Raw genomic sequence first — 23465 nt, forward strand, 5'->3', positions numbered from 1 at the left:
GGCGGCCATGACATGGTGTCGGGATCCCGTGCGAGCCGCGCATGATCCGGGGCGCGCGGTGCCTGTCCGCGCGCCCCGGGGCACGGCTACTTCGCGTCGGAGTCGCCGTCGGTCTTCTTCGGATCGTCGTCCGACTTCGCCTCGGTGGCCGGAGTCTCGTCGGCCGGCTCCTCGGGCGCGTCCTTCTTGCCGAGGTCGACGGACTTGTCGTCGGAGGCGGCGGCAGCTTCGTCGGCGGAGTCGTCGGTCTCGGTGAGGGAGGAGGCGTCGTCGGGGACGACGTCGGCGTCGGACTTCAGGTCGTGCTCGATGCCGTGCACGATGCGGTTGTACTCGTCGTCGGTGAGGACGGCACCGATGGAGTTCTTCGCGAAGAGGAGCTCGACGCCCGGACCGGCGTCGAGGAGGACGGTCTCCTCGTTGACCTCCTTGACCGTCGCGTACATGCCCCCGATGGTGCGGACGCCGCTGCCGGGCTGCATCTCGTTGCGCATCTGCGCGGCCTGCTGCTGCTTGCGCTTGGCCGAGCGGGTCATGAGGAACATGGCCCCGATGAGCACGATGAACGGGAGGAGCATGCCGATGTTATTCACGGGACGGAATTTCCTTCGCACGACCGCGGCGGACAGCGGCCTGTTGGATGGGGGTGTGTATGCCGTCGACAACGGCGGCATCGGCGGAGTCTAAGCGAGTCCCCGCGCAGGGAACAACGCTCAGCATGGCACCTGGGTTCCTGCTCCGGCCAATGCCCGCGCCGTCATGGAGGCGTCACGTCCCGAACAAGTCCTGTTGTCCGTTTCCCACGGTCGACGAGCGGGGCGGGGTGAGGCCGAGATGCGCCCATGCGGCGGGCGTCGCGACCCGTCCGCGCGGGGTGCGGGCGAGCAGACCCTCCCGTACGAGGAAGGGCTCGGCGACCTCCTCGACGGTCTCCCGCTCCTCCCCCACGGCGACGGCTAGCGTGGACAGGCCGACGGGGCCGCCGCCGAACAGCTTGAGCAGCGCCTCCAGCACCGCGCGGTCGAGGCGGTCGAGGCCGCGGGCGTCGACCTCGTAGACCGCGAGGGCCGCCGCGGCGATGTCCCTGGTGATCAGGCCGTCGGCCTTGACCTGCGCGTAGTCGCGCACGCGGCGCAGCAGGCGGTTGGCGATGCGGGGCGTGCCGCGGGAGCGGCCCGCGATCTCGGCGGCGCCGGGGCCCTCGATCTCGACGTCGAGCAGGCCGGCCGAGCGGTGGATGACGCGCTCCAGTTCGGCGGGCTCGTAGAACTCCATGTGCGCGGTGAAGCCGAAGCGGTCGCGCAGCGGGGGCGGCAGCAGGCCCGCCCGGGTGGTGGCGCCGACCAGGGTGAACGGCGGGAGCTCGAGGGGGATGGCGGTGGCGCCGGGGCCCTTGCCGACGATGACGTCGACGCGGAAGTCCTCCATCGCCATGTACAGCATCTCCTCGGCGGGCCGGGACATGCGGTGGATCTCGTCGAGGAAGAGGACCTCGCCCTCCTGGAGGGAGGACAGGATCGCGGCCAGGTCGCCGGCGTGCTGGATGGCGGGGCCGGAGGTGATGCGGATGGGGGCGCCCATCTCGGCCGCGATGATCATGGAGAGGGTGGTCTTGCCGAGGCCGGGGGCGCCGGACAGCAGCACGTGGTCGGCGGTGGCGCCACGCGCGCGTGCCGCGCGCAGGACGAGGTCGAGCTGTTCGCGGACCTTCTCCTGGCCGATGAACTCGCCCAGGTCCTTGGGGCGCAGGGCGGCCTCGACGGCCTGGTCCTCACGATCGGCGACGGAGGCCACCAGCCGCTCGGGGGCGGCGGCGTCGGTCGGGTCGTCCCAGTTCATGTGGTGTGCCTCGGGGTCGGGTCGGTCAGCGGGCTCGGTTCAGGGTCTGCAGGGCTGCCCTCAGCAACTGGCCGACCTGCGGGGTGCCCTCGGCGGCCTCCGCCTGCGGGGTCACGGCCGCCACGGCCTCGTCGGCCTCGCGGCCGGCGTACCCGAGGCCGACCAGCGCGGCGTGCAGCTGGTCGCGCCAGCCGCCGCCGGCCGCCGGGCCGGCGGCCGGGGCGCCGACCGGGGCACCGAGGCGGTCCTTGAGCTCCAGCAGGAGTTTCTGGGCACCCTTCTTGCCGATGCCGGGGACGGCGGTGAGCGCCTTCTCGTCGCCGGTGGAGACGGCCCGGCGCAAGGCGTCCGGGGAGTGCACGGCCAGCATCGCCTGGGCGAGGCGCGGGCCGACGCCGCTGGCGGTCTGCAGCAGCTCGAAGGTCTGGCGCTCGTCGTCGTCGGCGAAGCCGTACAGGGTGAGCGAGTCCTCACGGACGACCAGGGAGGTGGCCAGTCTGGCGTGCTGGCCCGCGCGCAGCCCGGAGAGCGTGTTCGGCGTGCACTGGACGGCGATGCCGATCCCGCCCACCTCGACGACCGCGGAGTCGGGGGCGAGGGCGGCGACCGGTCCGCTGACGAAGGCGATCATGCGCTACGGCCTTTCGATGCTCTGGCCGCCTGCAGGGCGACGGCCTGCTGCAGCCGGTTCTGGGCGGGGGCGCGCCAGATGTGGCAGATGGCGAGGGCGAGGGCGTCGGCGGCGTCGGCGGGTCTGGGCGGCGCGTCGAGCCGGAGCAGCCGGGTGACCATGGCGCCGACCTGGGCCTTGTCGGCGCGGCCGGAACCGGTGACGGCGGCCTTGACCTCGCTGGGGGTGTGCAGGGCGACGGGGATGCCGCGGCGGGCGGCGCAGAGCATGGCGACGGCGCTGGCCTGGGCGGTTCCCATCACCGTGCGCACGTTGTGCTGGCTGAACACCCGCTCCACGGCGACGTATTCGGGCCGGTGCAGGTCCAGCCATTCTTCGACGCCCTGCTCGATGGCGACCAGGCGGTGCCCCAGATCGGCGTCCGGCGGTGTGCGGACGACGCCGACGGCGACCATGGCGAGCGGCCGGCCCGCCACCCCCTCGACCACGCCGACACCGCACCGGGTCAGTCCGGGGTCCACCCCCAGTACGCGCACGTGCCCTCCCTTCGCCCGCCTGTTCGTGCAGGCTATCGGGTGCCACCGACAACGCGGCGGCCCGACATGAAGGGAGGGCCGTACGAGGTCCACGACGACGGGCGAGGAACGGGCCTCGGCTCAGGCGTCGACCTTCTCCATGATCTCGTCGCTGACGTCGAAGTTGGCGAAGACGTTCTGCACGTCGTCGCTGTCCTCGAGCGCGTCGATCAGCTTGAAGATCTTCTTGGCGCCCTCCTCGTCCAGTTCGACCTGGACGGACGGCACGAAGCTGGACTCGGCGGAGTCGTAGTCGATCCCGGCGTCCTGGAGAGCGGTGCGGACCGCGACCAGGTCGGTGGCCTCGCTGATCACCTCGAAGGACTCGCCGAGGTCGTTGACCTCCTCGGCGCCCGCGTCCAGGACGGCGCCGAGCACGTCGTCCTCGGTCAGCTCGCCCTTGGGGACGATGACGACGCCCTTGCGGCTGAACATGTACGCCACGGAACCCGGGTCCGCCATGGAGCCGCCGTTGCGGGTCATGGCGACGCGGACGTCGGAGGCGGCGCGGTTGCGGTTGTCGGTGAGGCACTCGATGAGCACCGCGACACCGTTCGGGCCGTAGCCCTCGTACATGATCGTCTCGTAGTCGGCGCCGCCGGCCTCGAGACCACCGCCGCGCTTGATCGCGGAGTCGATGTTCTTGTTCGGGACCGACTGCTTCTTGGCCTTCTGGACGGCGTCGTAGAGCGTCGGGTTGCCGTCGAGGTCGACGCCGCCCATCCGCGCCGCGACCTCGATGTTCTTGATCAGCTTCGCGAAGAGCTTGCCGCGCTTGGCGTCGATCACGGCCTTCTTGTGCTTCGTCGTAGCCCATTTAGAGTGGCCGGACATCTGCCTGTCTCCTTCGCGTAACCATCCACATGACGAACTCCCCCAGGCCTCAAGGGCCCGGGGGACCCCCCGCGATCCTACAAGGACTCCGCTGCCCGGTTCGCGCGCACCATGTCGACGAAGAGCCCGTGCACACGGTGGTCGCCGGTAAGTTCCGGGTGGAAGGACGTGGCCAACGCGTTCCCCTGGCGGACGGCGACGATGTGGCCGTCGTGCTCGGCGAGCACCTCGGCCTCGGCCCCGACGGACTCGACCCAGGGGGCGCGGATGAAGACGCCCTCCACGGGGTCCCCCGCGACGCCCTTGACGTCGACCGCCGCCTCGAAGGACTCGTTCTGGCGTCCGAAGGCGTTGCGGCGCACGATCATGTCGATGCCGCCGATGGTCTCCTGGCCGGAGCGCGGGTCGAGGATCTTGTCGGCGAGCATGATCATGCCCGCGCAGGTGCCGTAGACGGGCAGGCCGGCCCGTACGCGGGCGCGCAGGGGCTCCATCACGCCGAAGAGGACGGCCAGCTTGGAGATGGTGGTGGACTCGCCGCCGGGGACGACCAGGCCGTCGACCTCGGCGAGTTCCTCGGGGCGCCGCACCGGCCTGGCCACGGCGTCGGCCGCGGCCAGGGCGATGAGGTGCTCCCGTACGTCGCCCTGGAGGGCCAGCACGCCGATGACGGGGGCCTCGGATGATTCCGCCATGGGACTACCAGCCGCGGTTGGCGTAGCGCTCGGACTCGGGGAGGGTGTCGCAGTTGATGCCGACCATGGCCTCGCCGAGGTTGCGGGACGCGTCCGCGATGATCTTCGGGTCGTCGTAGAAGGTGGTGGCCTTCACGATGGCGGCGGCGCGCTTGGCCGGGTCGCCGGACTTGAAGATGCCGGAGCCGACGAAGACGCCCTCGGCGCCGAGCTGGCGCATCAGGGCGGCGTCGGCGGGGGTGGCCACGCCGCCGGCGGAGAACAGCACGACCGGCAGCTTGCCGAGCTCGGCGACCTCCTTGACGAGCTCGTAGGGGGCGCGCAGCTCCTTCGCGGCGGCGTACAGCTCGTGGTTGTCGTAGCCGCGCAGGCGGGCGATCTCGTTCTTGATCTGGCGCAGGTGGCGGACGGCCTCGACGACGTTGCCGGTGCCGGCCTCGCCCTTGGAGCGGATCATGGCCGCGCCCTCGGCGATACGGCGCAGGGCCTCGCCCAGGTTGGTGGCGCCGCAGACGAAGGGGGTCGTGAAGGCCCACTTGTCGGAGTGGTTGACCTCGTCGGCCGGGGTGAGCACCTCGGACTCGTCGATGTAGTCGACACCGAGGGACTGCAGGACCTGGGCCTCGACGAAGTGGCCGATGCGGGACTTGGCCATGACCGGGATCGAGACGGCCTCGATGATGCCCTCGATCATGTCCGGGTCGGACATGCGGGCCACGCCGCCGTCCTTGCGGATGTCGGCCGGGACCCGCTCCAGTGCCATGACGGCGACGGCGCCCGCGTCCTCGGCGATCTTCGCCTGCTCCGGCGTGACGACGTCCATGATCACGCCGCCCTTGAGCTGCTCGGCCATGCCGCGCTTCACGCGGGCGGTGCCGGTCTCGGGGGCCTGGTTTTCGGAGAGCGTGCTGGACACGGGTTTACCTCACTCGGTGAAAGAGGGTTGCTGCGAGCACCGAGGAAACGCGAGTGGACCAGTCCACAGCAAGGGCCAATGGCAAGCCGGTGGATCCTTTTCCCCGCGCGGGGTGGGGTGCGGCCGCTCCGCGCGGGGGGGGGGGGTGCGGCGGTCGCCGGTCAGGTCTGGGCCGCCCGGTCGGCCAGCGCCGTCGGCGGCTCGTCGTCCATCTCGAAGGCCATCGGGAAGGGGGCGTGGCCGGCCAGCCGGAACCAGCGGACCTTGCGGTGCTCGCGCAGCCGGCGCACGGCTCCCACCGCGTCGTTGTAGAAGCGCCGGGCCATCGGGACGCGTCGCACGGCCTCGGTGAGTTCGTGCGCGGCCTCCTCGCCGCCGGGCGCCGCGCGCACCGCCTCCACCTGGGCCGGCTCGGCGAACACGGCCCGCAACGCCTGGCTGAGCTCACTCTCGGCGACCTCCCGCTGGTCCTCCTCGGCCTGCCTGGCGGCGTGCGCGGCCTCGTACAGGACGATCGACGCGGCCGGGTCGAGGACGCCGGAGGTCGCGAGTTCCTGGGCCACGGAGGCCCGGCGCAGCAGTTGCGCGTCGAGCGCGGCGCGGGCCGCGTCGATCCGGGAGTGCAGCCGGTCGAGCCGGCCGGCCGTCCAGCTGAGGTACAGGCCGATCGCGACGAGGACGACGAGGGTCCAGATGAGGGTTGCGGTCACGGGCGGCAAGATTACGCGCCGACGCCCCCGCCGGGTCCCGCGGTGCGCTCGACGGGACGGTCACCCGAGAACCCCGGACGAGCCGAACACCCCGGACCCGGGTCCCCGTCTCCGCGGACACCACCGCCTCACCGGGGCCGCGGGGGCGGCCGTCTCGGGGAGGGCCGTCTCGGGGACGGCCGTCTCGGGGACGCCTTCCCCGTACCGGCCGCCGCGGACCCCCGGCGCGGGCCGGGCCCCTCACACGCCCGGGGCCGGCCCCGGGAACCGGCGCCGGCCGGACACAACGGACAGCCGCGCCGAAGCCACCGTGGCCGCGGCACCCCGAGGACATCGACCACCAGCAACCAGCCGCCGCAGCCCTGCCATGCCGGGCCCGCCCCCACGGCCCCGGCCCGGCGCCGAGAACCGGGCCGGCACACGCCCACCGCAAACCCACCACGCGAAGCCAGAACTTTCACGCCGCCGACCACCGCAGGCCCGCCGCGCGAAGCCCGCACCCCTCAGACCGGGCCAGCGCCGGGAACCGGCCTGGAGCACGCCCCACCGCGCCCCACCGACGCCCGCCACCGGCCAGCGCCGACCCGCCGCGCGAGGCCAGGGCCCTCACGCCACCGGCCACCGCCGACCCGCCGCGCGAAGCCCGCACCCGCCGGACCGGACCGGGCCGACGCCGGAAGCCGGCCCGGAGCATCCCCGGTCCTCGCTCACCGGGCCCGGGCGGTGCCGGGGGCCGGGGGTCCGCAGGTCGGGCGGGTCCCCAGGGCGCGCGGGCCCCCGGGGTCCCCACGGCGCGCGCGGGCCCCCGGGGTCCCCACGACGCGCCGGTCCTCAGTCCCGGGCCAGGCCGAAGCGTGCGCGGAGGCTGCGGGTGCCGTCGTCCTCGGCTGCCGCCACCGCCGACGTGCCGTCGGTGACCGTCTCGTACACCGACAGGATGTCCGCGCCGACCGTCGACCAGTCGAAGCGCCGGACGTGCACGCTCCCCCGCTCCCGAAGTTCGGCCCGGCGGGCCGGGTCCGCGAGGAGGCGGACGGCCGCCTCGGCGAGGGCGTCGGAGTCCTCGTTGGGGAACAGCTCCCCCGCCGCGCCCTGGTCGAGCACCTGGGCGAAGGCGTCGAGGTCCGAGGCGAGTACGGGGGCGCCCGCCGACATGGCCTCGACGAGGATGATGCCGAAGCTCTCGCCGCCGGTGTTCGGGGCGACGTACAGGTCGATGCTGCGCAGGAAGCGCGCCTTGTCCTCGTCGCTGATCATGCCGAGGAACTCCACGCGGGAGCGCAGTTCGGCGGGCAGCGACTCGACCGCCTCCTCCTCGTCGCCCCGGCCCGCGACCAGCAGCCGGGTCCCCGGGCGGGCGGCGAGGATCTTCGGCAGTGCCTTCATCAGCACCGGCAGGCCCTTGCGGGGCTCGTCGATGCGGCCGATGAAGCCGATCGTGCCGCCCGCCACTCCCCCGGACCCGCCCTCGGCCGCGCCCCGCGCCTCGTCCGACTGCCACTCGGGCCTGGGCTCGGCGCGCGCGAAGAAGTCGACGTCGACGCCGTTGGGGATGACCACCGCGTCGCCGCCGAGGTGTTCGACGAGCGTGCGGCGGGCGTACTCGCTGACCGCGATCCGGGCGCTGATCTTCTCCAGCGCCGCCTGCAGGATGGCGTACGCCGCGAGCATCGCGCGGGAGCGCGGGTTGGACGTGTGGAAGGTGGCCACGATCGGGCCCTGCGCGGCCCAGCAGGTCAGCAGGCCCAGCGACGGCGACGTCGGCTCGTGGATGTGCACCACGTCGAAGTGGCCGTCGTGCAGCCACCGGCGCACCCGCGCGGCGCTGAGGAAGCCGAAGTTCAGGCGGGCGACCGAGCCGTTGTACGGCACCGGGACCGCGCGCCCGGCCGAGACGACGTACGGCGGCAGCGGGGTGTCGTCGTCGGCCGGGGCCAGGACGGAGACCTCGTGGCCGAGGCGGATGAAGTACTCGGCGAGGTCGCGGATGTGGAACTGGACGCCGCCGGGCACGTCCCAGGAGTACGGGCAGACGATGCCGATCCTCACGGGCGCTCCCCGTCCGACGGGCGGGGTTCCAGGTCCGCGAGCCACAACCGCTGCAGCATGTGCCAGTCCTCCGGATGTTCGGCGATCCCGGTGGCGAAGGTGTCGGCCAGCGCCTGTGTCATGACGGACGTCCTCTCCGCCCGGGTACCTGTCTCGGGGACCTCGACCGGCGGATGCACGCGTCCCTGCATCACCGGCGAGCCGTCGTACCAGAGGGTCACCGGCAGCAGCAGCGCGCCGGTCTGCTGGGCGAGCAGCGCGGGGCCCGCGGGCATCCGGGTGGCCTCGCCGAAGAACGTCACCTCGACGCCGGAGGAGGACAGGTCGCGCTCGGCGACCAGGCAGACCAGCCCGCCGTCGCGCAGCCGCCGGGCCAGCGTGCCGAAGGCGGTGCCCCCGCTGTGCGGCAGGACCTCCATGCCGAGGCCCTCGCGGTAGGCGACGAAGCGGTCGTAGAGCGTCTCGGGCTTCAGGCGTTCGGCGACCGTGGTGAACGGCGTGCCGAGCGCGGTGGTGACCCAGGCGCCGGCCAGGTCCCAGTTGGCCATGTGGGGCAGCGCGAGTATCACGCCCCGGCCGGTGGCGAGCCCGTCGGTCAGGTAGTGCAGGTCCTTCGGGGCGAAGCCGTTCCTGACGCGCTCGGCGCTCCAGGCGGGCAGCCGGAAGGACTCCATCCAGTAACGCAGGTACGAGCGCATGCCGGCGCGGGACAGCTCGGCCAGGCGCTCGGGGCTCGCGCCGGGCACCACGCGCGCGTAGTTGCTCTCCAGCCGTCGTACGCCCTTGCCGCGCTGCTTCCAGGCGAGGTCGGCGATGCCGCGTCCGAGGCGCGCGGCGACGGGCTCGGGGAGTTTCTTGACCACGCCCCAGCCGAGGCCGTACAGCCCGTCCGTCAGCCGGTCGCGGGCGCTCACTTCGCCGCCTCGCGCCCCTGCGCGGTGTTGTCCCGGCCGTCCGCGGCGGCTTCCGCCTCGGCGGACTCCCGGCGGACGGTGACGACCCGCTGGATCAGCGTGACCAGGCTGCCGACTGCCACGATCCACAGGGCGACGGGCAGCAGGTACTGGATGCCGGGGACGCCGAACTTGTGCAGGCCCGCGAAGCCGGCCGCGACCAGGGAGATCACCAGGCGTTCGGCGCGCTCGACCAGGCCGTTGACGGCGACCGGCAGGCCGATCGACTCGCCGCGGGCCTTGGTGTACGACACCACCTGGCCGCTGGCCAGGCAGAAGATGGAGACCGCGCAGAGCACGTCGTCGTTGCCGCCGCCCGCGTACCACAGGGCGAAGCCGCCGAAGATCGCGCCGTCGGCTACCCGGTCGAGCGTGGAGTCGAGGAACGCGCCCCAGCGGCTGGAGCGGCCCAGCTGGCGGGCCATGTTGCCGTCGACCAGGTCGGAGAACACGAACAGCGTGATCACGACCGTGCCCCAGAAGAACTCGCCCCTGGGGTAGAAGACCAGCGCGCCCGCGACCACTCCGGCGGTGCCGATGAGCGTGACCGTGTCGGGGCTGACGCCCCGTCGGATCAGAAACGCGGCGAACGGTGTGAGGACACGCGTGAAGAATGCACGCGCGTACTTGTTCAGCATGGCCTTCCCGAGGGTCGGTGTGGCCGCGCGGCCCCTGCTGGCCACCGGCTGGCCCATCGTAGCCACGCGCGTGGGGGTGCGAAGGCCGGGCACTCGCACGGGGGACCGGCGGCCGCTTGCGCAGGGACCTACGGGCACGATCACCGCCGTCGTATGGACGCACCGTGACGGGAGTGCAAAGCTCGAATGACCGCGGGCGTCACCGGAGCCGTCACCGCCGGGGCACCTCCCGGACCGGGTCTGGGCAGGCTCCGCATGTCCGCGCCCACAGTGACCTCACCGTCACGGGAGGCAGGATCATGGGCGACAAGGCGAACCCACACCCCGGAGCCGCCGGCAGGGCTACAGCGGCCGACCACCCCGCGTCCGTAAGGAATGTGGTGCTGGTCGGCCACAGCGGATCGGGCAAGACCACGTTGGTGGAGGCTCTCGCGCTCACGGCGGGAGCGGTGAACCGGGCGGGCCGCGTGGAGGACGGCGGCACCGTCTCCGACTACGACGAGATAGAGCACCGGCAGCAGCGCTCGGTGCAGCTCTCCCTGGTGCCCGTCGAATGGGACGGCATCAAGATAAACCTCCTCGACACCCCCGGATACGCCGACTTCGTCGGGGAGCTCAGGGCCGGTCTGCGAGCGGCGGACGCGGCCCTTTTCGTCGTCTCCGCCTCCGACGGCGTGGACGGCTCGACGCGGATGGTGTGGGACGAGTGCGCGGCCGTCGGCATGCCGCGGGCGATCGTGATCACGCACCTGGAGGCCGCGCGGGCGGACTTCGGGGAGATGACGCGGATCTGCGCGGAGGCCTTCGGCGGCGACGACCCCGATGCCGTGCTGCCGCTGTACCTCCCGCTGCACGGCCCGCAGGGTCCCGACGGGCACGCGCCCGTGACCGGACTGACGGGCCTGCTGTCGCAGCGGCTGTTCGACTACTCCACCGGCGAGCGCAAGGAGTCCGAGCCGGGCGAGGACCGGCTGCCGCAGCTCGCGGACGCCCGCAACCGGCTGATCGAGGGGATCATCTCGGAGAGCGAGGACGAGACCCTCATGGACCGCTACCTCGGCGGTGAGCAGATCGACGTCAAGACGCTCATCGAGGACCTGGAGCGGGCCGTCGCGCGCGGGGTGTTCTTCCCCGTGCTGGCCGCCGCGCCCGCGGCCGAGGGCGCCCGGCAGGGGCTCGGTACCGTGGAGCTGCTGGACCTGATCACCGGCGGGTTCCCGACGCCGTTCGAGCACCCCATGCCGGGCGTCACCAGCATCGACGGCGAGCCGCGCGAGCTGAAGCCGTGCGACACCGACGGCCCGCTGGTCGCCGAGGTCGTCAAGACGTCCTCCGACCCCTACGTCGGCCGTCTCTCGCTGATCCGCGTCTTCTCCGGGACCCTGCGCCCCGACCAGACGGTGCACGTCTCCGGCCACGGCCTGGCCGACCGCGGGCACGAGGACCACGACGTCGACGAGCGCATCGGCGCGCTGTCGACCCCCTTCGGCAAGCAGCAGCGCCCGGTGACGCACGCCGTCGCCGGCGACCTGGTGTGCGTGGCCAAGCTCGGCCGCGCCGAGACCGGGGACACGCTGTCCGCCAAGGACGACCCGCTGCTGATGGAGCCGTGGGAGATGCCCGACCCGCTGCTGCCGCTCGCCATCCAGGCGCACAGCAAGGCGGACGAGGACAAGCTCTCCCAGGGCCTGGCCCGGCTGGTCGCCGAGGACCCGACGATGCGCCTGGAGCAGAACCAGGACACCCACCAGGTGGTGCTGTGGTGCCTGGGCGAGGCGCACGCGGACGTCGCGCTGGAACGGCTGCGCAGCCGCTACGGCGTCCAGGTCGACGTCGTCCCGCACAAGGTCTCCCTGCGTGAGACGTTCGCCGGGAAGGCCGGCGGGCGCGGGCGGCACGTGAAGCAGTCCGGCGGGCATGGGCAGTTCGCCATCTGCGAGATCGAGGTGGAGCCGCTGCCGGGCGGTTCGGGCATCGAGTTCGTGGACAAGGTGGTCGGCGGCGCGGTGCCGCGGCAGTTCATCCCGTCGGTCGAGAAGGGCGTGCGCGCCCAGGCGGCCAAGGGGGTGGCGGCCGGCTATCCGCTGATCGACGTCCGGGTCACGCTGCTCGACGGCAAGGCGCACTCGGTGGACTCCTCCGACGCCGCGTTCCAGACGGCGGGCGCGCTCGCGCTGCGGGAGGCCACGGCCGACGCGAAGATCCATCTGCTGGAGCCGGTGGCCGAGGTGAGCGTCCTGGTCGGCGACGACTACGTGGGCGCCGTGATGAGTGACCTGTCGGGACGGCGCGGCCGGGTGCTCGGCACCGAGCAGACCAGCGATGGCCGGACGGTCGTCCGGGCCGAGGTGCCCGAGATCGAGATCGGGCGGTACGCCGTCGACCTGCGTTCCCTCTCGCACGGGACCGCGCGGTTCAGCCGCCGTTACGCGCGGCACGAGCCGATGCCCCCGCAGATCGCCGAAAGGATCCGTCAAGAGGCGCGCGACTCCGCGTAGTAGGCGCCGGGCGCTCTTCGGGGGCCCGTGCGGAACCCGCGGGGAACGCTCCGCTCCGTGTCGGCGGGCGGCTTCGGCCGTCCGCCGACGAACGTCCGGTGCCTGCGGATACGCTGACGACTACCTGATCAAGTTGTCACGGGACACCATGACGAACTGATCAACAGGTGTGCGGAGCAAGGAAGTCGGGAAGAGCCGCATAGGCGAAACCGCGCGGCGATCGGGGGCGGGAATGACCGTTGACGCGAGTTACTCGGACTTTTTCGGTCCGCAGGAGCCGCGGACGGGAGGAAGTCTGACGGCGACCTTCGCGCTGGCCTCGGCGGCCTACCGGGACGGGCCGGTCGAGGAGATCAAGAAGGCCGACAACGAGTGGCACGAGACGACGGTCAGCACCGGACGCTCCTGGGCGAAGATCTTCCGCCCCAATCTCGGTGAGGCGTTCTCCCAGGCGGTGATCAGCCGCATGCTGGGAGCCGGCCGCAAGCCCCTCATACAGTCCTTCGGCATGGAGCCGCAGGTGGTCGTCGACCACTGTCTGGCGGCCAACCGCATCCGCCGCGACCGCGACCGCAAGCTCACCGCGATCATGCTGCTGTGCGGGGTGCTGTTCCTGCCCGGCCTGCTGGTCTGGCTGCTGGTGTTCCAGCTGCGGGCCACCATGGCCCGGCAGGAGGACAAGCGGGTCTCCGGCATGGCCACCGTCCTGCTCGTCGCGGTCGGGGCCCTGGCGGTGCTGTTCCTGGTCCGGCTGCCGTTCGCCGGCCTGTGGGGGTGGTACGCGCGCGGGGCGGTCGTCGCGCCCGTGGTCGGCTGGTTCCTGGCGAAGCAGATCTGCGAGCGGACCGCGAAGGACCTGCGGGAGCGGTGGAACGGCCTGCTGTCCGGCAGCAACGTCGGCGCCGCCGTCCCGGAGGCCGTACCGACCAAGCCCGACGAGACCGCGGCCGAGCAACTGCGGCAGTCGCTGGCCAAGTTGAACGCCGAGCAGCAGTCCAACTCCGTCTTCTACGCCGGCCGCAAGGGCATACTCGGCATGGGGACGCGCTGGGGCGCCTGGCACCTCGCCGAGGAACTGGAGCCGGCCGACCCGGACAAGGCCATCCACGAGTTCCGCAGCTGGACGGTGGTCCGCGCCATACACGACGAGCTGAAGCTGCTTCCGCGCCAGCGCCTGAAGACGGGCGGTTTCCCGCCGCCCGACGTGCGGGACTGGGTCGTCACCCCGATCGCCCCGGACGCCAAGGAGGTCTCCCGGCCCGAGGGACCGGACGTGGAGGGGTTCCAGGTCAAGCCGAGCGCCATGGAGAGCATCTGCAACCACAAGCAGTTCGACAGCGGCGACCGGCACTACCTGGGAGTGCAGTGGGCCCTGTGGGACAGCCAGTTGATCATCACCATGATGATCACCGTCACCGTGCTCAAGGAGACGCTGCGCATCGAGGTCACCGGCCATGCCCTCGGCCCGGTGAACGGCCTGTTCTACGGCAAGCCCTCGGCCCCGACCAAGGAGGTCGCCAAGACCGTCAAGTTCTGGGAGACCCGGAAGATCAACCTGCCGCTGGTCACCCCGGACGAGGTCGTACGGCTGTCCGCCCGCGCCGCCATGCGCTGGAACCCGCCGCTGCTGAACTGGCTCGGCGGCTCCATAGCCCTGCCCGAGCCGTTCGGTCTGCGGCACGCCTGGGCCGACCAGCCCTGGGGCCACCGCTTCATGAGCGACGACGTGCTGCGCGCTGCCACGCCGGTCCTGCGGCGGGTCCACCACGCCGCGTTGCAGGTGCTGCAGGAGCACCGTGTGAACGTCGAGAAGTTCAAGTCGCGGTCGTCGGCCCTCAGCGGCGCGGTCCAGGAGGCGACGCCGAAGAAGGCCGACACCTACGACGCCTGACGGCCCGGGTGTCCCAGGGGTCCCGGCCGGGCTCAGACGCCCCGGCCGGGCCAGGCCTCCGCCAGCATCTTCCTCGTGTCGGCGAGCAGCTGCGGCAGCACCCTGGTGTGACCGACCACGGGCATGAAGTTCGTGTCCCCGCCCCAGCGGGGCACGATGTGCTGGTGGAGGTGGGCCGCGATGCCGGCCCCGGCGACCGATCCCTGGTTCATGCCGATGTTGAAGCCGTGGGCGCCGGAGGCGGCGCGCAGCGCCGTCATCGCCTGCTTGGTCAGGGCGGCGAGCTCGACCGTCTCCGCATCGGTGAGGTCGGTGTAGTCGGCGACGTGCCGGTAGGGGACGACCATCAGATGGCCGCCGTTGTACGGGTACAGGTTCAGCACCGCGTAGACCTGCTCGCCGCGCTTGACGATCAGGCCGTCCTCGTCGGACTTCGCCGGGATCGAGCAGAAGGGACAGCCGTCGCCGGCACCCGGGCCGGTCGGCTTGTTCTCACCCTGGATGTAGGCCATCCGATGAGGCGTCCACAGGCGCTGGAACGCGTCCTGGGTGCCCACTCCCCACTGCTGCTCGGGCTCACTCGTCATGCAGTGCAGCATATGGCGTCGCCCGTTCGGAGCGTGTCGCCGGGGGCCGCCGGAGCCGGCCGCGGGCCAAGCTGGGCCGATGGTGGAGGACGACGGCCGCTTGGCCCGCTGGGAGAGGCTCACCGGGCCGCTGCTCGCCGTGGGGGCGCTGGTGTTCCTCGCGTCGTACGCGGTGCGCGTCCTGGACAACGGCCTGCCGCAAGTCTGGCTTGACCTGTGCCTGGCGCTCACGCTGGCCTCCTGGGCGCTGTTCGCCGTCGACTACGCGGTGCGCTGGCGGCTGAGCGGGCAGGGGCCGGGCTTCGTGCGGACGCACTGGCTGGACACCGTGGTGCTGATGCTGCCGCTGTTGCGTCCGGTGCGGTTCGTCAGGTTGTACGAAGGCATGCAGCGGCGGGGCGGGCGGCCGCGGCTCGCCCTGCACGCGCGTGTGATGGCCTACGCGGGGATCTCCGTCACGCTGCTCGGCTTCGCGGGCGCCCTGGCCGTCTACCAGCAGGAGCGCGACGCGCCGCACGCGACCCTGCGCACCTTCGGCGACGCCGTGTGGTGGACGTGCTCCACCCTCGCGACGGTCGGCTACGGCGACATCGCGCCGGTCACACCGCTGGGGCGGGTGATCGCGGTCGGGATCATGTTGATCGGTGTGGCCCTGCTCGGCGCCGTGACCGGCACGTTCGCGTCCTGGCTGCTGCACGTCTTCGCCCGCGAGGGCGAAGAGAGGCCCCCGGGCGGCTGACCGACGCGACGGCGTCGGCCGGCTTCCCGGGGGCCCAGGGCGTGCCGGGCCCGAGGGCCCATGGCGTGCCGGGTCAGATCTGGACCCGCTCCTGGACGATCTTCTCGATCTTCGCGATGGCCTCGTCGAACGGGATGCCGTTCTCCTGCGAGCCGTCGCGGTAGCGGAAGGACACCGAGCCGTTCGACATGTCCTCGTCGCCCGCGATGACCATGAAGGGCACCTTCTGCTTCTGGGCGTTGCGGATCTTCTTCTGCATGCGGTCGGAGGAGGAGTCCACCTCGACGCGCAGGCCCTGCTTCTTCGCCGCGGCGGCGAACTTCTGCAGGTACTCCACGTGCGCGTCGCCGATCGGGATGCCGATCGCCTGCACCGGGGCCAGCCAGGCCGGGAAGGCGCCCGCGTAGTGCTCGAGCAGGACGGCGAAGAAGCGCTCGATCGACCCGAACAGCGCGCGGTGGATCATGACCGGGCGCTGCTTGGTGCCGTCGGCCGCCGTGTACTGCAGGTCGAAGCGCTCCGGCAGGTTGAAGTCGAGCTGGACGGTCGACATCTGCCAGGTGCGGCCGATGGCGTCCTTGGCCTGGACGGAGATCTTCGGACCGTAGAAGGCGGCGCCGCCCGGGTCGGGGACCAGCGGCAGGCCCTGCTTCTCGGCGACCTGGCGGAGGGTCTCGGTGGCCTCCTCCCACACCTCGTCGGAGCCGACGAACTTCTCCGGGTCCTTGGTGGACAGCTCGAGGTAGAAGTCGGTCAGGCCGTAGTCGCGCAGCAGGTTCAGCACGAAGGTGAGCGTCTTGTCGAGCTCGTCCGCCATCTGCTCGCGGGTGCAGTAGATGTGCGCGTCGTCCTGGGTGAAGCCGCGGGCACGGGTCAGGCCGTGCACCACGCCCGACTTCTCGTACCGGTACACGGTCCCGAACTCGAAGAGGCGCAGCGGCAGTTCGCGGTAGGAGCGGCCGCGCGCGTCGAAGATCAGGTTGTGCATCGGGCAGTTCATGGGCTTGAGGTAGTAGTCCACGCCCTCGTCGAGCTGCATGGGCGGGTACATGCCGTCGGCGTACCAGTCCAGGTGGCCCGAGGTCTCGAAGAGCTTCCCCTTCGTCGCGTGCGGGGTGTAGACGAACTCGTAGCCCTCCTCCTCGTGGCGGCGGCGCGAGTAGTCCTCCATCACGCGGCGGACGATGCCGCCCTTGGGGTGGAAGACGGCGAGGCCGGAGCCGATCTGCTCCGGGATGGAGAACAGGTCGAGCTCGCTGCCCAGCTTGCGGTGGTCGCGCTTCTCGGCCTCGGCGAGGAAGTCGAGGTACTGCTTCAGCTCGTCCTTGGACGGCCAGGCGGTGCCGTAGATGCGCTGGAGCATCGGGTTCTTCTCGCTGCCGCGCCAGTAGGCGGCCGCGTTGCGCATCAGCTTGAACGCCGGGATCAGGCGGGTGGAGGGCAGGTGGGGACCGCGGCAGAGGTCCTTCCAGCACAGCTCGCCGGTCTTGGCGTCCAGGTTGTCGTAGATGGTCAGCTCGCCCGCGCCGACCTCGACGTCGGCGCCGTCGTCGTGGGAGGCCGAGCCCTTGAGGCCGATCAGCTCCAGCTTGTACGGCTCGTCCGCGAGCTCCTCGCGGGCCGCCTCGTCGGTGACGACCCGGCGGGCGAACTTCTGCCCGCGCTTCTGGATCTCCTGCATCTTCTTCTCGACGGCCTTGAGGTCCTCGGGCGTGAAGGGCCGGTCGACGTCGAAGTCGTAGTAGAAGCCGTCCTTGACGGGCGGGCCGATGCCCAGCTTGGCCTCGGGGAACAGCTCCTGCACGGCCTGCGCCATGACGTGCGCGGTGGAGTGGCGCAGGATGTTCAGACCGTCCTCGGAGGAGATCTCGACGCCCTCCACGGTCTCGCCGTCCGCGGGCACGTACGACAGGTCCTTGAGCTCGCCGCCCACGCGTACGGCGATGACCGACCGCTCGCCCGCGAAGATCTCGGCGGCCGTGGTGCCCGTCGTCACCACGCGCTCTTCCCGCTCGGAATCGCGTTGGATGATCACACGGACGTCTGACACCGGTCTCTCCTGCCTGAAGGTGGTTGCGGCGCCATACCAGGAGCGCGCGCACTACCGGATCGTACCGACCCGGCCCCCTCCTTAGCGAAATCCCCGCTCTTCGCCGGCCTCGGCGACCGGGTCCGGGCTCTCGTGCAGAACCTTCATCAGCCGGTCCCGCTCCGCCTCGTCCACCTGCACCGGAACGACTCCGCCGGCGCCCGTCAGCCGCCGGAAGCCGCCCCTGCTCTCCAGCCGTCCCCGCACCCGCACCGGCACTCCGTCGAGATGCGCCTGCCCGGCGGTGCGGTAGTCCTCCTCCCCCAGGGTCAGCCGGACGTGCGCGACCTCGGCGCCCGCGAGCACGCGCAGCCGCACGCTGCCCTCGCCGCGCGGCCCCGGCCGGCGCATCCGGACCACCGCGCCGGTGATCCGCACGGCTTCGGACGGCTCCCGGCGCAGATACCGGGCGCCCGCCTCACGCAGCACGGGCAGATCGCCCGGGGAGAACTCGACCGGTGCGGCCGGGAGCGCGCCGTCCCCCGGGGCCCCGGCGGCGGGCGCCCACTCGACGGCGATCCGGGCGCCCTGGGTGCCGCGCACCAGGGCGATCAGCGCCTCGGTGAGCTCACGGCTGACGCCGGCCCGCACGGCGCCGTCGAAGGCGTCCATCGAGCCGGTGGCCCGCCCGTGGTCGACGGCCTCGCGGGCCGCGTGCAGGGCCTGGCTCAGGCACACCGCGAGCGGGCGCCCGGAGTGCAGGGGCACGAAGGCGGTCAGCCGGTCTCCGCCCGCCGCCGGACCGACCAGCACGTGCGCCAGCATCGCGGCGGCGGAGCGGCGGTGCCGGGCGCCGTGGTAGCCCGTACGCGCGCGTGCGGCGAGGGCGCCGGCGAGCAGCGTCCGGCGGGCCGCGGCGCGCAGCTGCTCCTCGGCCGTCCAGGGGGCGGCGCCGGCGGGTCCCGCCGGGACGTCCCGCCACCAGCGGACCTCGTCGCTGGGCACGGCCAGGGCGAGCAGCACCTCGCGGGCGGACGGCGCGGCGCTGCGGGTCAGCGCGAGGAGCGCCTCGGCGAGCAGGTCGTCGCTGTCCGGGAAGGCGCGGCTGACCGGCACCAGCAGGCTCGTGCCGGCGCCCGGACCGGGCGAGGTCCAGCGGCCGTACCGTCCGGCGGCTCCGCCGCGCCGCTGCCAGCCGTGCCGGCGCAGCAGGGCGCCGAGCACGGCGGGGTCGACCAGGCCGGGCTCCGGGGGGCGGTGCCATGCCGCCTCGGCGGGATGCGGTCGCACGGGCCGCAGCGGCCCCTCGGCCGGACGGTGCGTCACGGTCTGCCTCCCGTCCCGACCCGCGTCATGATCTCGCACAGCGCACGGTCGTCGAAGATGCGTGAGGTCGGTATCCGCACGGTGGTCCGGGTGCGGCCGGTGACCGGGTGGCCGGCGAGGTTGACCCAGTAGCAGCAGTGCCGCAGGTCGAGGCGGTCGTGGCCGGCCCGCAGCCAGTCCTCCCGGGACCTGGGGACCAGCATCACGACCAGGATCTTGTGCACCGAGACCGGGGTGCGCGCGAGTTTGCGCAGATGGTCGTTGTCGAGCGAGAAGGAGAAGGAGCGGCCCGGGGGGTTCGGCGGGACCTGGTACGTGCACTTCAGCTGGACCTTGATGGTCACCTCGTCGTCGACGGTGTGCCCGGGCGCGCTGTGGCTGACGTGCCAGTCGATGCCGGTGTCGGGGAACGGCTGGGACAGCGAGCAGCCCGCGGCCGCCGCGACCGCGTGCAGATAGCCGACCTGCAGTGTCTCCATGCAGGCGGTGGTGGCGAGGGTGCCGCGATGAGGGCCCGCGTGACCGGGCAGCAGCCCGCCCCGCTCGGGCTGCGCTGTCGCCATGACCAACAGCCTTCCGTGCCGGGGGTTTCCCCGCTTCAGGCCTGTGAACTGCAAAGACCCATACTCCTGTTGTGTCCTCCCGGCGTACTGCGCAAACAGCCCGGGTATCACCGAAACGGCAGAAGACGGAACGTCAGCGGCGGCGGCTGTGCGAGGAGTTGGTAGTCATGACGTGCTGGTACGAGGGGGCCCTGGCCGCCTTCGACACGGAGACCACGGGCGTGGACGTGGAGACCGACCGGATCGTGTCGGCCGCCGTCGTCGTCCAGGACGCCCCGGGCGCGAGGCCCCGGGTGAGGCGCTGGCTGGTGAACCCGGGCGTGCCGGTGCCCGAGTCGGCCACCGCGGTGCACGGGCTGACCGAGCGGCACCTTCAGGTGAACGGCCGCTGGCCGGCGCCGGTGGTGTACGAGATAGCCGAGGAACTGGCCGAACACGCTTCCCGGGGGCGCCCGTTGGTCGTCATGAACGCGCCGTTCGACCTGACGCTGCTGGACCGCGAGCTGCGCCGGCACCGCGCCTCGTCACTGGGCCGGTGGCTGGATCCGGCGCGACTGTGCGTCCTCGACCCGCGGGTGCTCGACAAGCACCTCGACCGCTACCGCAAGGGCCGCCGCACCCTGACCGACCTGTGCGCGCACTACGAGGTCACGCTGGAGGGCGCGCACGACGCGGCGGCGGACGCGCTGGCGGCCCTGGAGGTGGTCCGGGCGGTGGGACGGCGTTTCGCGGCCCGGCTGGAGCGCCTGTCCCCCGCCGAGCTGCACACCCTCCAGGTGACCTGGCACGCGGCGCAGGCGCGCGGGCTGCAGGCGTGGTTCGCGCGCAGCGGCACCCCGGAAGCGGTGAACACCGACTGGCCGCTGCGCCCGGAACTGCCGGCGGCCGCCGCCTAGGCGCCGGCGAGGCCGCGCAGGCGAACAAAAAGCCGGTCCGCGTTGGCGGACCGGCCTTTCCCGGTGGGCGATACTGGGTTCGAACCAGTGACCTCTTCGGTGTGAACGAAGCGCTCTCCCACTGAGCTAATCGCCCGGGAACGCACTGAACAATACAGGCCCCCGCCGGGTTCCTTCAAACCGCTTCCAGGTAGGCCGCCAGCCCGCGCCGCCCGTCCCGCATCATCAGCCGGTGGTTGGCCCAAAACAGCGGCCGCCCCGGTACGGCCAGCCGCCTGAGCAGCGGCTTGTTCACCACGACGAGCTGGTCGTAGCGGGCGAGGGTGCCGGTTCCGTCCGCGCCGAGCGTCCAGCGCGCCCAGCCGTCCATGTCGCCGGTCATGGAGATCTCCAGCACCCCGGCCACGGGGTCGCGCCGCGCCGCGCGGGCGGTGAACGTCAGGTCGTACGGCAGGGCCGACCGGACGCGGATGACGCCGCTGGTGTCGTCGATCCTGGTGACCTCGCGGATCTGCCGCCACCAGCGCGGATAGTCCTCGGCCCGCTCCAGCGCCCGGTACACGGTGGCGGGCGGGGCGGGCAGGCGCCAGCAGGTGCGGAAGCGGTAGCGCGTCCAGTCCATGGGTGCAGTGTGCCCCGCGCGGGCGCGTCCTGCGCCTGGTCTGAGTACGTCCTTGAGTACCCACGCTCATGCCCCGGGCCGTGGCCCGGACCACACTCCAGGGCATGACGCACCTTCCACCTCCGGCGGAGGAACTCCGGCTGATCGACGCCGAGCTGTGGCAACTGGACGCCCGGCGGGCGCAGTTGCTGGCCCGTCGCGCCTGGCTGGTCGCCGCCCTGCGGCCGGCCGCGCCGACGGCGCCCGCCCCGGGAGCCCGCTCCGAGGCAGGCGCGCCGCGGGTGCAGAACGTGCTGCTCCTGCTGGGTGGCGTGCTGCTGGTCATCGCCGCGATGGCGTTCACGCTGGTCAGCTGGGGGCACCTGGGCATCGCCGGACGGGCCGCCGTGCTCGGCGCGGTGACGCTGGCCGCGCTGGCGGCGCCCGCGCCGCTGGTGAAGCGGGGGCTGCGGTCGACGGCGGAGTCGGTGGCCGGCCTGGCGCTGGCGCTGACGGTGCTGGACGCGTACGCGCTGCACGAGACGGCGCTCACCGGCACCGACGCCACCGGGTACGCGGCAGCCGCCTCGGCGGTGCTGGCCGTGCTGTGGGCGGCGTACGGGCTGCTGCCCGGCACCGCCGCCCTGCGCCTGCCGGGTCCGGCGGCGCTGGTCGCGGCGCAGGTCACGCTGGTGCTGTGGGCGATCGCCGCCGCGGCGGGCCCGTACGGGGTCACGGCCGCCCTGCTGGTGACGGCCGGGTTCGACACCGCCCTGGCACTGCGGGCGACCGGCAGGGCGGTGCGGCTGACCGCCGTCTGCGGCGCGTACGGCGTGGGCGGCTGGGGTGTGGCGGGGGCCCTCTGGCTGTCCTGGAGCGCGGCCGGTCCGGGCGCCGCCACCCGGGCGGCGGCGCTCCTGGTCCTCGCGGCGGCGATCGCCCTGGCCTCCTCCTGGCGGCTCGTGAAGCCGCTCCTCGCCACGGGGAACGCACTGGTGGGCGGCCTGTTGCTGGTCGCGGCCCTCGGCGGGACGCTGCGCGTGACGCTGCCGGACGACTGGACGGTGCCCGCCCATCTGGTCTGGGGCGTCGCCCTGCTGGCGGCCGTGCGGGCGCCGCTGCCCGAGCCGGTGCGGCGCGGCCTCGCCGGTGCCTCGGCCGCCGTCCAGGGCCTGGCTCTGCTGTGGGCACTGCCGGTCGTGGCGGTGACGTTGCTGGGACCCGTCTCCTGGGCGGGACGGGTGTGGTCCGGCGCGCCGGCGGACGCCCGCGCCGCCGTCACGGCCGATCTGCCCTGGCCGTCGCACGCGGTGGCGGCGCCGGTGGTCCTGGCGGTCGTCGCCGCGGTGGCGGCGTCGGTTTCGGTGGCCTGTGACGCGGCCTGGCGGCCGCGCGCCCTGGCCGGCGCCCTGACGCTGGTGTGGACGACGGCGCTGGTCCTCCCGGCCGTGCTCCAGGTGCCGTACACGGCCGGGCTGTTGCTGCAGGGGCTGCTCGCGGCGGCCGTCCTGGCGGTGGCCGCCCTCACCTCCGCGCGGCACACCGCGACCGTTCTCGCGCTCGTCACGTCGGCCGGTCTTGCCCTCCTGTCCCTGGCCGGCCGGACCCCGACCCTGACCGTCCTGTCCCTGCTGGCGGCGCTCTTCGCGGCGGCCGCGTGCGTGTCCCGGCTCGCCCCCGTCGCGGCACCGGCCGCGCTCGCGTACGCCGCCGCGGTCACCTGCGCGACGGGCGCCGCCGCCGGGTGGCAGCCGCAGCACACGGCGCTGCTCGTGCTGGCGGTCCCGGCGGCCGCGGCCCTGTTCGCCACGGGGCTGGGCGGCTCGCGGGCGACCGTGCCGATCGAGGTGGCGGGAGCGGCGGCCGGGCTGCTCGCGATCGGGCTCGCGGCCTGCGACGCCCCGATGCTCGCCCTGGTGCTGGCCCTGTGCGGAGTGATCACGGCGGGCACGGCGCTCCGCCCCGGACGCCGCCACGCGGGCTACGCGGCCACCGTGCTGTTCGTCCTGGCCGGCTGGGTCCGCCTGGCGGCCTGGGACGTCACGGCGCCCGAGGCGTACTCGCTCCCGGTCACCGTCCCGGCGCTGGTCGTCGGCGTCCTGCGCAGGCAGCGCGACCCGCGGACCTCGTCCTGGACGGCGTACGGCCCGGGTCTCGCCGTCACGCTGCTGCCCTCGCTCGCCGCCGCGTGGGCCGACCCGCACGTCACGCGTCCGCTGCTGCTGGGCACGGGTGCGCTCCTGGTCACCCTGGCCGGCGCCCGGCAGCGGCTCCAGGCGCCGCTCCTGCTCGGCGGCTCGGTGCTCGTGCTGGACGCGCTGCACGAACTCGCGCCCTACGTGGTGCAGGTGACGGACGCGCTGCCGCGCTGGGTGCCGCCCGCCCTCGCCGGCCTGCTGCTGCTCGCGCTCGGCGCGACGTACGAGAGCCGCCTCCGGGACGTCCGGCGGGTGCGGGAGGTGCTGGGGAGGCTGAGCTGAGTGCCTGCCCGCTGC

The 23465-nt window shown here is 73.0% G+C and carries 21 protein-coding genes and 1 tRNA gene; 5 read left to right on the forward strand and 17 right to left on the reverse strand.

What is annotated here, in order from left to right; translation table 11 throughout:
* Positions 1 to 86 precede the first annotated feature (86 nt).
* The 11 genes from yajC to pgsA all read right to left on the reverse strand — a co-directional run bounded on the left by yajC (position 87) and on the right by pgsA (position 9897).
* Complete coding sequence (gene yajC, locus ACH4ZX_RS22775; RefSeq protein WP_398275810.1) at positions 87 to 578, reverse strand: preprotein translocase subunit YajC; 492 nt, start codon at positions 576 to 578, stop codon at positions 87 to 89.
* Positions 579 to 768: 190 nt separating this feature from the next.
* Entirely contained in the window at positions 769 to 1839 is a 1071-nt protein-coding gene (gene ruvB, locus ACH4ZX_RS22780) for a Holliday junction branch migration DNA helicase RuvB (RefSeq protein ID WP_398275613.1), read from the reverse strand.
* 25 nt (positions 1840 to 1864) lie between these two features.
* A complete protein-coding gene (gene ruvA, locus ACH4ZX_RS22785; protein ID WP_398275616.1) occupies positions 1865 to 2470 on the reverse strand; it encodes a Holliday junction branch migration protein RuvA in 606 nt (201 codons plus the stop codon).
* Positions 2467 to 3006, reverse strand: coding sequence for a crossover junction endodeoxyribonuclease RuvC (gene ruvC / locus ACH4ZX_RS22790; RefSeq protein WP_398275619.1), 540 nt, complete (start codon positions 3004 to 3006; stop codon positions 2467 to 2469). The genes ruvA and ruvC overlap by 4 nt, the downstream gene beginning before the upstream one ends.
* A gap of 120 nt (positions 3007 to 3126) precedes the next feature.
* Complete coding sequence (locus tag ACH4ZX_RS22795; protein ID WP_398275622.1) at positions 3127 to 3879, reverse strand: YebC/PmpR family DNA-binding transcriptional regulator; 753 nt, start codon at positions 3877 to 3879, stop codon at positions 3127 to 3129.
* Between the two features lie 77 nt (positions 3880 to 3956).
* Positions 3957 to 4574 (reverse strand): pyridoxal 5'-phosphate synthase glutaminase subunit PdxT, encoded by a 618-nt coding sequence (gene pdxT, locus ACH4ZX_RS22800; protein WP_398275625.1) that lies wholly within the window; start codon positions 4572 to 4574, stop codon positions 3957 to 3959.
* A 4-nt stretch (positions 4575 to 4578) separates the two neighbouring features.
* Positions 4579 to 5490 (reverse strand): pyridoxal 5'-phosphate synthase lyase subunit PdxS, encoded by a 912-nt coding sequence (pdxS, locus tag ACH4ZX_RS22805; protein WP_360755749.1) that lies wholly within the window; start codon positions 5488 to 5490, stop codon positions 4579 to 4581.
* Positions 5491 to 5651: 161 nt separating this feature from the next.
* On the reverse strand, positions 5652 to 6200 hold the full coding sequence (locus ACH4ZX_RS22810; protein WP_324788644.1) for a hypothetical protein: 549 nt from the start codon (positions 6198 to 6200) through the stop codon (positions 5652 to 5654).
* An 831-nt stretch (positions 6201 to 7031) separates the two neighbouring features.
* Positions 7032 to 8249, reverse strand: a complete 1218-nt coding sequence (locus tag ACH4ZX_RS22815) for a glycosyltransferase family 4 protein (protein WP_398275629.1) — start codon at positions 8247 to 8249, stop codon at positions 7032 to 7034.
* The gene (locus ACH4ZX_RS22820) at positions 8246 to 9163 is read right to left on the reverse strand and encodes a phosphatidylinositol mannoside acyltransferase (protein WP_398275632.1); all 918 of its coding nucleotides are present in this window, start codon (positions 9161 to 9163) and stop codon (positions 8246 to 8248) included. Before ACH4ZX_RS22820 ends, ACH4ZX_RS22815 begins: the two co-directional genes overlap by 4 nt.
* On the reverse strand, positions 9160 to 9897 hold the full coding sequence (pgsA, locus tag ACH4ZX_RS22825; RefSeq protein WP_398275813.1) for a phosphatidylinositol phosphate synthase: 738 nt from the start codon (positions 9895 to 9897) through the stop codon (positions 9160 to 9162). Before pgsA ends, ACH4ZX_RS22820 begins: the two co-directional genes overlap by 4 nt.
* A gap of 242 nt (positions 9898 to 10139) precedes the next feature.
* Here pgsA and ACH4ZX_RS22830 point away from each other — a divergent pair, with 242 nt between their 5' ends.
* On the forward strand, positions 10140 to 12338 hold the full coding sequence (locus tag ACH4ZX_RS22830) for an elongation factor G-like protein EF-G2 (protein ID WP_398275635.1): 2199 nt from the start codon (positions 10140 to 10142) through the stop codon (positions 12336 to 12338).
* A 232-nt stretch (positions 12339 to 12570) separates the two neighbouring features.
* Entirely contained in the window at positions 12571 to 14229 is a 1659-nt protein-coding gene (locus tag ACH4ZX_RS22835) for a hypothetical protein (protein WP_398275638.1), read from the forward strand.
* A gap of 32 nt (positions 14230 to 14261) precedes the next feature.
* Here the strand turns inward: ACH4ZX_RS22835 and ACH4ZX_RS22840 are convergent, their stop codons facing one another.
* Positions 14262 to 14828 (reverse strand): HIT family protein, encoded by a 567-nt coding sequence (locus tag ACH4ZX_RS22840; protein ID WP_398275641.1) that lies wholly within the window; start codon positions 14826 to 14828, stop codon positions 14262 to 14264.
* A gap of 67 nt (positions 14829 to 14895) precedes the next feature.
* On the opposite strand from ACH4ZX_RS22840, the gene ACH4ZX_RS22845 reads away from it, so the two are divergent.
* A complete protein-coding gene (locus tag ACH4ZX_RS22845) occupies positions 14896 to 15555 on the forward strand; it encodes a potassium channel family protein (RefSeq protein ID WP_398275644.1) in 660 nt (219 codons plus the stop codon).
* A gap of 73 nt (positions 15556 to 15628) precedes the next feature.
* Here ACH4ZX_RS22845 and thrS read toward each other — a convergent pair whose 3' ends face one another.
* From thrS to ACH4ZX_RS22860, 3 genes are all read right to left on the reverse strand, one after another.
* On the reverse strand, positions 15629 to 17605 hold the full coding sequence (gene thrS, locus ACH4ZX_RS22850; protein ID WP_398275647.1) for a threonine--tRNA ligase: 1977 nt from the start codon (positions 17603 to 17605) through the stop codon (positions 15629 to 15631).
* Between the two features lie 81 nt (positions 17606 to 17686).
* Entirely contained in the window at positions 17687 to 18910 is a 1224-nt protein-coding gene (locus tag ACH4ZX_RS22855; RefSeq protein ID WP_398275650.1) for a hypothetical protein, read from the reverse strand.
* Positions 18907 to 19473 carry a DUF4365 domain-containing protein gene (locus tag ACH4ZX_RS22860; protein ID WP_351884514.1) on the reverse strand — a complete coding sequence of 189 codons (567 nt, stop codon included), beginning with the start codon at positions 19471 to 19473 and terminating at the stop codon, positions 18907 to 18909. The genes ACH4ZX_RS22855 and ACH4ZX_RS22860 overlap by 4 nt, the downstream gene beginning before the upstream one ends.
* A 167-nt stretch (positions 19474 to 19640) precedes the next feature.
* On the opposite strand from ACH4ZX_RS22860, the gene ACH4ZX_RS22865 reads away from it, so the two are divergent.
* A complete protein-coding gene (locus tag ACH4ZX_RS22865) occupies positions 19641 to 20369 on the forward strand; it encodes a 3'-5' exonuclease (RefSeq protein ID WP_398275653.1) in 729 nt (242 codons plus the stop codon).
* A gap of 64 nt (positions 20370 to 20433) precedes the next feature.
* Here ACH4ZX_RS22865 and ACH4ZX_RS22870 read toward each other — a convergent pair.
* Together ACH4ZX_RS22870 and ACH4ZX_RS22875 are read right to left on the reverse strand one after the other, a co-directional pair.
* Positions 20434 to 20505 (reverse strand) — tRNA-Val (locus tag ACH4ZX_RS22870).
* 39 nt (positions 20506 to 20544) lie between these two features.
* Positions 20545 to 20991: an SRPBCC family protein gene (locus tag ACH4ZX_RS22875; protein ID WP_398275656.1), complete on the reverse strand. Its 447-nt coding sequence runs from the start codon at positions 20989 to 20991 to the stop codon at positions 20545 to 20547.
* Between the two features lie 104 nt (positions 20992 to 21095).
* On the opposite strand from ACH4ZX_RS22875, the gene ACH4ZX_RS22880 reads away from it, so the two are divergent.
* Positions 21096 to 23450 (forward strand): SCO7613 C-terminal domain-containing membrane protein, encoded by a 2355-nt coding sequence (locus tag ACH4ZX_RS22880; protein ID WP_398275659.1) that lies wholly within the window; start codon positions 21096 to 21098, stop codon positions 23448 to 23450.
* Positions 23451 to 23465: the final 15 nt, after the last annotated feature.

The sequence above is a fragment of the Streptomyces sp. NPDC020490 genome, from assembly GCF_044335305.1.
Classification (GTDB): Bacteria; Actinomycetota; Actinomycetes; order Streptomycetales; family Streptomycetaceae; genus Streptomyces.